The following is a 7418-nucleotide window of genomic DNA, read 5'->3' as shown; positions in this document are numbered from 1 at the left end:
TGGGGGTGGGGGATGGGGACGGGTTGGTGCCGACGCGGATGGCGACCGCGCTCTTGGCGGGGACGGTGACCGACGCGGTGCCGTCGGCGGCCACGGTGACCGTGCCGCTCCCGGCCACGTTCTGGTACGTCCCGGCCGGCAGGCCGGTGGTGAACGTCCTGGTCAGCGCGGAGCCCGAGTTGTTGATCGACACCCAGCCCTTGTTCCCGCGGCTGAACGCGATGACGTTGTCGCCGTTGTCGTACCAGTTGGCCACCGCCGTGCCCGCCACCGCGTGGTAGAAGCCCACCATGCCGGTCAGCTGCCGGTGGAAGCAGGTCCACCGCCCGTTGCCGCAGTCGGTGTCGGTCACGAAGCCGCTGCCGTTGTGCGGCGGACCCGCCTCACTGTCGGACCAGGTGAACGAGGAGTACACCCGGGGCGTGCCGTACGGCCAGGACAGCAGGAAGACGTTGGCCAGCTTGTAGGTGTCGCCGTACTTGTAGTTGAGGGTGGAGCCGTTCCGCTCGGTGTCGTGGTTGTCGATGAAGGTCACGGCCTTGTCGCTGGGCACCGACAGGCCCCAGCTCTCCCCGAACGTGGACAGGTTCCGGATCTGGCCGGTGAACTGCTCTTTCATCTTCCGCCCGTACACGAACTCGTGCACGTCGCCGATCCCCGTGTACTGGTTGGGCTGGATCGGCTCACCGGCGCCCTGGATGACCTCCTGGTGGATGTACGGCGAGCCGGTCAGCCGGGACTTGATCGCCGCCAGGTCGGTGGTGCTGATGTGCTTGGCCGCGTCGATCCGGAAGCCGTCCACGCCGAGGCTGGTCAGCTTGTTGAGGTAGCCGGCGATCTGGTCGCGCACGTACTCCGAGCCGGTGTTCAGGTCGGCGAGCTGGACCAGCTCGCAGTTCTGCACCCGCCAGGCGTCGCCGGTGTAGTCCGACTGGTTGATCACGCAGCTCGGCGTGTGGAAGTCGGCCGCGGAGTACAGGCCGGGGTAGTTGTACTTGCTGAAGGAGTAGCCGCCGTAGCTGGTGGAGCCCTGCCCGGTCATGTGGTTGATGACCACGTCGGCGTGCACCTTGACCCCGGCCGCGTGGCAGGTGTCGATCATGGCCTTGAACTGGGCCTCGGTGCCGAACTTGCTGGTGAGGGTGTAGCGGGCGGGCTGGTAGATGTCCCACCAGACCGCGCCGCCGCGTGACATGGAGTCGTTGGGCGGGGAGACCTGGACGGCGTCGAACCCGGCGGGGCCGAGCACGTCGGTGCACTCGCGTGCCACCGAGTTCCAGTTCCAGCTCCAGAGCTTGACGAACGGGCCGGACCCGACGGGCGCGGCCTGGGCGGGAAGGATGACGACCGCAGTGGCCACCAGGGCCAGCGCGACCGCCGCGGCGGATCGGTATCGTTTCATCGGGGCCTTCTTCTTGCGTGGAGGGAAACCCGTCCCGGGTCCGGGTGGTGATGACACCCGGGCCCGGTTTTTGGCTCAGACCGGTTGTACGAAGACCGCCACCGTCCTGGCGGGCACGGTCAGGGTTCCGGTCGCCCGGTCGACGGCCGACTCCTTGACCACCGGGTCGGCGGAGGCGGCCTGTACGGGGTGCAGCGTGACCGTGGCCCCCGCGAGGCCGGCAACGGTCTGCTGCCTGGCCTGCGAGGTCGCGTTGAAGACGACGGTGATCGACTTCCAGCGCGGGTCGATGCCGGAGGCGTCCAGGCGCATGGTGATGACGCCGGGGACGTGGGCGGCGGGGAAGGTGAGCCGGCGCTGGATCTCCTCGAGCGAGCCGAGCGAGAAGGCCGGGGAGGATGTGCGGATGGCGAGCAGGTCGGCGAACCCGGCCCGGGCGGCGTTGATCGCCGCGCAGTCCGGCCGGAGCGCCGGGTCGGCCAGCAACGGCCGGGCGTAGGACCACTTGGCCGCGTTGTCCGCCCGCGGCGGCAACCCGGCCCCGAAGCCGTTGCCCTGGGCGCAGTCCCAGTGCAGCCGGTTGAACCAGTCGCCCGAGTCGTAGGAGTTGCGGTCCAGCGACTTGGAGCGCAGCCGCTCGGTCCCGGCGTGCAGGAACGCGGTGCCCTGCGCGAGCAGCGCGGTGGCCAGCGAGAGCGACTGCATTCTGACCCGGTCGGACATCGGGGTGTCCGCGGGCAGCTTGTAGGCGAGCGCGTCGTAGAGGGTCTCGTTGTCGTGCGCGTCCACGTAGGTGACCGTGTCGCGCGGGGCGGCGGCGTACCCGGCGGGGGAGCCGTTGTAGGAGACCTCCGAGCCCTTCTTCCCGGAGGGCAGCACGTAGTCCTTCAGATTGCCGGTCAGCCCGACCATGATCAGCTCTTCGGCGTTGGTCAGCCGGTCGCCGGGGCTGTCGGCCAGTCCTGAGCCGAAGCCCCGGATGCCCGGGTCGGCGTCGAACGGGGTGCCGCCGCGTACCGCGTCGCGGAGCCGGTCGCTGAAGGTGCCGATGCCGGTGCCGGCCAGGTTGGCCTGGGTGGCCTGGACGAACCTGGCGTCGTTCGCGACCTCCCCGAAGTTCCAGCCCTCGCCGTACAGGATGATCGCCTTGCCGTCCACGCCGTCCCTGGCCGGGGTGAGCGCGTCCAGCGCCCGGCGCACCGCGAGCAGGTTGGCCTTCGGGTGGTGGCCCATCAGGTCGAACCGGAAGCCGTCCACCTTGTACTGCTTCGCCCAGGTGACCACGGAGTCCACCACGAGCTTGCCCATCATGGCGTGCTCGGGCGCGGTGTTGGCGCAGCAGGTGGAGTTGGCCACCGTGCCGTCCTCCAGGAGCCGCTGGTAGTAGCCGGGCACGATCTTGTCGAGCACGCTCCCCTCGGCCTGCCCGGCGGCGTGGGTGTGGTTGTAGACCACGTCCATGACCACCCGGAGGCCGGCCGAGTTGAGGCCCTGCACCATGCCGCGGAACTCCTTGATCCGGCCGGATCCCTCCGGGTCGGTGGCGTAGGAGCCCTCCGGCACGGTGTAGTGCAGCGGGTCGTACCCCCAGTTGAAGGAGTCCTTGGCCGCCGTCGCGGTGACGCACTCCTGCTGCTGCTCGGAGTCGGGCGGCAGCGCCGCCAGGTCGCAGGCCGGTTCGGTCCGGTCGGCCTTCCGCTCGGGGACGGTCGCGAAGTCGAACACCGGCAGCAGGTGCACGTGGGTCACGCCGTCGGCGGCCAGCTTCCGCAGTTCCCGCATGCCGTTGCCGTTCCCGGTGAACGCCTTGTACGTGCCGCGCTCGGCGGCCGGGACGGTCGGGTCGGCGGCGGAGAAGTCCCGGACGTGCAGTTCGTAGACGGTCGCCTTGTCCTGGCCGACCGCCGGGGGCTTGGCCAGCCGGTTCCAGCCGTCCGGCTTGAGCGCGCCGTCGGCCAGGTCGACCAGCTGGCTGCGCTTGCCGTCGGTGGCGGCGGACAGGCTGTAGGGGTCGGTCACCTCGTTGGTCACCAGGGTGGCGCCCGCCACCACGGTCACCAGGTAGGTGTAGTAGCGGCCGTACCAGTTGGGCTGGCCGGTGACCGACCAGACGCCGGTGGCGTCGTCGCGGCGCATCGCCACGGTCTGGCCGCCGATCTTCAGCTCGACCTTCTGGGCGGTGGGCGCCCAGAGCGCGAGCGTGGGCCGCGGGCTGCCGGACGGGCCGAGGGTGGCGGTGGCGGCCGCCGCGTACACGTCGTCCAGGACGCCGGGGATCTGCACCCCGGTGGCGGTGAGCAGGCCGCCGGAGGGGTCGCGCTCGGTCGCCACCAGCTGGGCCCGGAGCGCGGCCGGGACCAGGTCGGTGTCGCGGGGGTCGACGATCAGCGCGGCGTAGTCCTTCAGGTGCGGGAACTTCGCCTTCTGGGCGTCGGTGAGGGCGCCGGGGGTGAGCCGGATCAGGTGGATGTCGCCGGTCAGGTCGCCGGACTTCTCGTCGTACCTGATGTCGGCCTTGGCGGAGAAGGCCAGCGCGTACCTGGACGAGGCGGAGGTCTTGCCCCGCCAGGCGAGGGTGCTCCGGTCGATCCAGTGCGCGGTCGCCTTGGTCAGGTCCACGTCCGCGCCGGTGGCCGGAGGCTGCGGCAGCACGAAGCCCTCCTTCTGCGACAGTTTCCAGACCTCGTTCCCGTTGACGGTGAGATCCACCGCCTGGTCGGCCGGTTGGTCCTTCTCGTCGCCCTTGTGGAGGATCCAGCCGACGCTCTTGGCGTCCGGCTTCAGCGGCACCTTCCAGTACGGGCCGAACTGGTCGGTGCCCGCCGGTCGCAGCGGGTCGCCCCAGTCGACGGTGCCCTCGATGTCGCCCCAGGCGTGCAGGCCCCACCCGGTGTAGGTGCGGTCGGGCCGGTTGTAGTGCAGGATCAGCACGTTCTGGGCCGCCGCCAGGGTGGGGTGCAGGGTGGCGGAGCCCGCGTTCACGTACGCCTCGGGCTGCCTTGCGGCGGTGAACGCGCGGTCGCCGCCGTCCTTCTCGTCGCCCTTGTGGATGATGAAGTTGAGCGGGGGAGCGGCGTCCTTCAGCGGCACCTTCCAGAAGGCGCCGTAGGCGTCGGTTCCGTCGGGCATGCGGGGGCTCGTCCACTCGGTGGGCTCGGCCACCGCGTCACCCCACAGGTGCAGGCCCCAGCCGTCGTAGTTCCCGTCCGGCCGGTTGTAGCGGATGGTGGCGAAGCCCTGCGCGGCGGCGCGGGAGCCGTACACCTCGGCCTGGCCCTGGACCAGCCAGACCTCGCCGGTCTGCTGGGGGTTGACGAGGCGGTCGCCGCCGTCCTTCTCATCGCCCTTGTGGGTGATCAGGCCGACGCTGGACGCGCCCGGCTTGAGCTTGATCCAGGCGAACCTGCCGAAGGCGTCCTCGCCCTCGAAGGCGATCGGGGAGCCCCACTCGACCTCCTGGTCGATGTCGCCCCAGGCGTGCAGGCCCCAGCCGTCGTAGTCGCCGGTGCGCTGGTAGTGCACGACCAGGTAGTCGCGCTTGACCGTGCCGCCGCCGGGGGTCTCCGGTTCGGGGGCCACCGTCGCGGTCGCGGTCGCGGAGGCCACCCGCCCGGCGGAGTCCTTGACGATCGCCTTGTAGGTGATCGACGTCCCGGCCGCCAGCCCCCTCAGGTCATGAAATACCCGGAAGGTGCGGTTGTTGGGGGCGTCGTCGGTGCCCAGCGCCTTCCACGGGCCGTTACCGATCTTCGCGGCGAAGGTGACCTGGTCGAAGCCCGTGCCCGGCACCTCCGCGAGGACGGGCACCCGCCCGTCCTCGGCGGTGCCCCTGATCTCGGCGCCGGGCAGGGTGATCGAGACCGCCGGGGCCTGCGCGGGGGTGGCCAGCTTGGCGGCGGCCCGGTAGACGATCGCGCCGAGCGCGGGCACGGTCACCGCCAGCCTGCCGTCCGCGCCCGAGGTGACCTGGCCGGTTCCGCCGTAGACCGCCGTGAAGCGGGCGTTCGGCGTGTACGTCGGCACCTGCGCCTGGGCGGCGGTGGTGCCGCTGTTCACCGCGACCACGTACTCGATCTGTTCCTTGGCCCCGATCCGGGAGAAGGCGTACACGTTCCCGGCGGCCAGCCGCTGGATCTGGGCGCCGTCGGCCAGCGCCGGATGCTGGTCGCGCAGCTTGGCCAGCGCGGCGATGGACTGGTAGAGCGGGTGGCCGGGGACGAAGTTGTCGCTCGCGTGCGTCGCGGTGGTGCCGATCAGGTCGTCGTCCAGGTAGTCGGCCGTCCTGGAGGCGAACATCGAGGCTCGCGCGTCCTTGTCGCCGCCCGCGCCGGTGAAGCCCTGCTCGTCGCCGTAGTAGACGACGGGCTGGCCCCGGGTCAGGTACATGAGCTGGTGGGCGAGGGTGTCCCTGGCCAGCAGCTCGGCGTCGGGCGCGCCCGGGTGGTCGGCCTTCAGGAAGGAGCCGATGCGGCCCATGTCGTGGTTGCCGAGGAAGGTCGGTAGCGACGCGGCGTTGGAGTCGGCGTCGGTGTAGTAGTCGTCGGCCGCGTACAGGCCGGCCAGGCCGGAGGCCGCCCCGCCACCGGCGAAGGTGCGGGCGTTCTCCTGGAAGGCGAAGTCCAGGGTCGCGTTCATGCCGCCCCGGCTGGTGAAGCGGGAGGCGTACGCGACGTCGCTGCTGTACACCTCGCCGAACATGAAGAACCGCTCGTTGCCCAGCTTGGCGGCGTAGCCGCGCAGGGCCGGGGTGAAGCGCTCCCAGAACTCCATGTTGACGTGCTTGGCGGTGTCGATCCGGAAGCCGTCCACGCCCGCTTCGCGGACCCAGGTCTGGTAGATGTCGATCATGCCCTTGACGACCTCGGGGCGCTCGGTCCACAGGTCGTCGAGGCCGAAGAAGTCGCCGTACTCGGAGTTCTCGCCGGTGAAGGTGGAATCACCCCGGTTGTGGTACATCGTGGGGTCGTTCAGCCAGGCCGGGACCTTGGTCTTGGCGGTCACCACCGGCGTGTACGGGAAGGAGTCCACGCTCACCTTGGGGAAGGTGTCCTTCAGCGCGTACGCGCGGTCGTCGAAGGCGGTGCCGTCGGTGGCGACGTACGGGTAGGCGCCCTTGGACCGGTAGGAGTAGGACTTCTCCTGGTAGTCGATGAGGTCGGCCGTGTGGTTGGTGATGATGTCGAAGAAGACCTTCATGCCCCGCTTGTGCGCCTCCTTGACCAGGCGCTTCATGTCGGCGTTGCTGCCGAGGTGCGGGTCGATGCTGGTGAAGTCGGTGATCCAGTAGCCGTGGTAGCCGGCGCTGACGTCGTTCCCGCTGCCCTGGACCGGGCGGTTCTTGAAGGACGGGGTCAGCCAGATGGCGGTGCTGCCCAGGTTCTTGATGTAGTCCAGCCGGTCGATCAGGCCCTTCAGGTCGCCGCCCTGGTAGAAGCCCTTGTCGGCAGGGTCGAACCCGGTCGTCAGCCGGTCCCCGGTCAGGCCGCCCCGGTCGTTGCCGCGGTCGCCGTTGGCGAACCGGTCGGTCATCAGGAAGTAGAGGCGCTCACGGGTCAGGTCGGAGCGGAGCGCGTCCTTGGCCAATTGCGCGTCGCCTGGTTCCGCGGCACGGCTGACCTGCGAAACCACCGGCTTAACGGATAAATCGGGTAAAAGGGATAATTCGTAATTCGAGGTGGTGGCTTGGCTCGTCGTTGGGGTGAGCACGGGACAGACCATGGCGACCAGCGCCGTCGACAGGACGGCGGCCGTGCGGCGGAGCCGGGCGGTGGTCGCGGGCCGTGGGGGGTGCATCCGGGTGCCTCCACGGATTCGTGTTTCTGAGGTGTTGCCCGGAAGTTACTCAGTCCGACGGACGGATGCAATCCTTTGCTGAAATTTTATGCAAGAACCGCAGATTTCTGGAAGGCGGTGATTTGTGGGGACGGCCAGGACCCCGGATGATGGCGGAACGTGCGGAATCCACTACTGATCGCATCATTGCAGTAGTTTTTGCAACTTCTTCCAGAACGGAGGA

2 protein-coding genes are annotated in these 7418 nt (G+C 69.6%); both read right to left on the bottom strand.

The genetic code is table 11. The annotated features are described in order from the left end of the window. The coding region (locus KIP79_RS43225) for an alpha-amylase (RefSeq protein ID WP_214110870.1) at positions 1 to 1402 on the bottom strand (1402 nt) is incomplete at its 3' end. A 75-nt stretch (positions 1403 to 1477) separates the two neighbouring features. Beyond that, positions 1478 to 7030: a pullulanase-type alpha-1,6-glucosidase gene (gene pulA / locus KIP79_RS43220; RefSeq protein WP_308170210.1), complete on the bottom strand. Its 5553-nt coding sequence runs from the start codon at positions 7028 to 7030 to the stop codon at positions 1478 to 1480. Positions 7031 to 7418: the final 388 nt, after the last annotated feature.

Origin of the sequence: Acrocarpospora catenulata (assembly GCF_018476525.1) — a bacterium.
Lineage (GTDB): Bacteria > Actinomycetota > Actinomycetes > Streptosporangiales > Streptosporangiaceae > Acrocarpospora > Acrocarpospora catenulata.
The sequence above is the reverse complement of the archived record's forward strand: the minus strand, read 5'-3'. Positions and strand labels throughout refer to the sequence as shown.